The following is a 1,437-nucleotide window of genomic DNA, read 5'->3' as shown; positions in this document are numbered from 1 at the left end:
GGTCAAGTCCCGGGTAGTGGTGTAACTGGTTTCTGATCCTTCGTTGGTGATCAGGCGGGTAGTTCCATCAGTGGATCGGTGCTCACCTCCGTCTGCGAGTCGGTGTCGGTGGTCGGGGTGAGTCGGCACCTGCTGAGGACGTCTAGGCCGAGGTAGCGGCGGCCTTCGGCCCATTCGTCAGTCTGTTCGGCCAGGACGGCGCCGATGAGGCGGATGATGGCGTCGCGGTTGGGGAAGATACCGACGACGTCGGTGCGCCGCCGGATCTCACGATTGAGTCGTTCGGTGGGGTTGTTGGACCAGATCTGACGCCACACATCGTCAGGGAACGCGGTGAACGCCAACAGGTCCTCGCGAGCATCGCCGAGGTGTTCGGCGACCTGGGGTAGTCGGTCTTCGGTGTACTCCAGGAGCCGGTCGAACTGGGCATTGACCGCACTTGCGGTGGGTTGGTCGTAGACACTGTGCAGCATCGCTTTCACGGCCGGCCACATCGATTTCGGGCACACCGCCATCAGATTCGCGGCATAGTGGGTGCGGCAGCGCTGCCACGCCGCTCCCGGCAGGTTCGCTGCGATCGCCTCGATAAGCCCGGCATGGGCATCGGAAGTCACCAGGCGGACTCCGCCCAGGCCGCGGGCGACCAGGTCGGCGAAGAACGTGTTCCAGGAGGCTGTGGTCTCACTGGTCGCAACCTGCATACCGAGCACCTCACGATGACCGTCACCGTTGACGCCGGTAGCCAGCAGGACGACGGCTTTGACGACCTGCTTGTTCTCGCGGACCTTGATCGTCAACGCGTCGGCGGTGACGAACGTGAACGGCCCCGCCTCATCGAGACGGCGATGCCGGAACGCGGCAACCTGCTCATCGAGGTCTTCGGCCATGCGTGAGACCTGCGACTTCGACAGTGAGTCGATCCCCAGAGTCTTGACGAGCTTGTCCATGCGGCGGGTCGAGACTCCCGCCAGGTAGCAGTCGGCCACAACGGTGATCAGCGCGGACTCGGCGCGTTTGCGGCGCTCGAGCAGCCACTCGGGGAAGTAGCTGCCTGAGCGCAGTTTCGGCACGGCGACCTCGACGGTGCCCACGCGGGTATCGAGGGGGCGGTGCCGGTAGCCGTTGCGGTAGTTGGTGCGCTCGGCCGAGCGGGCGTTCCACTCTGCGCCGCAGACGGCGTCGGCGTCGGCCGATAGCAGGGCGTTGATCATCGTCTGCAGCAACTCGCGCATCAGATCAGGTGATGCATCGGCGAGGGCTTGGCTCAGCAGGCCGGCAGGATCGACAATATGGGGTGCGGTCATCGTGATGACTCCATTCGAGGATTCTGTGGAAGGTGACTCGAAGGATCACACGGTGACCGCTTCCATGCCGACAGCCACACGCTGCCGGTCACAGTCCTGGTCACCGAGTTACACCACTCTATGGGGCACTACT

The 1,437-nt window shown here is 64.1% G+C and carries 1 protein-coding gene; it reads right to left on the bottom strand.

From position 1 onward, the window contains the following. Positions 1-50 precede the first annotated feature (50 nt). Positions 51-1,304 (bottom strand): IS256 family transposase, encoded by a 1,254-nt coding sequence (locus ABD989_RS17620; RefSeq protein ID WP_345314501.1) that lies wholly within the window; start codon positions 1,302-1,304, stop codon positions 51-53. Positions 1,305-1,437: the final 133 nt, after the last annotated feature.

This window comes from Gordonia alkaliphila (assembly GCF_039542465.1).
Taxonomy (GTDB): Bacteria; Actinomycetota; Actinomycetes; order Mycobacteriales; family Mycobacteriaceae; genus Gordonia; species Gordonia alkaliphila.
The sequence above is the reverse complement of the archived record's forward strand: the minus strand, read 5'-3'. Positions and strand labels throughout refer to the sequence as shown.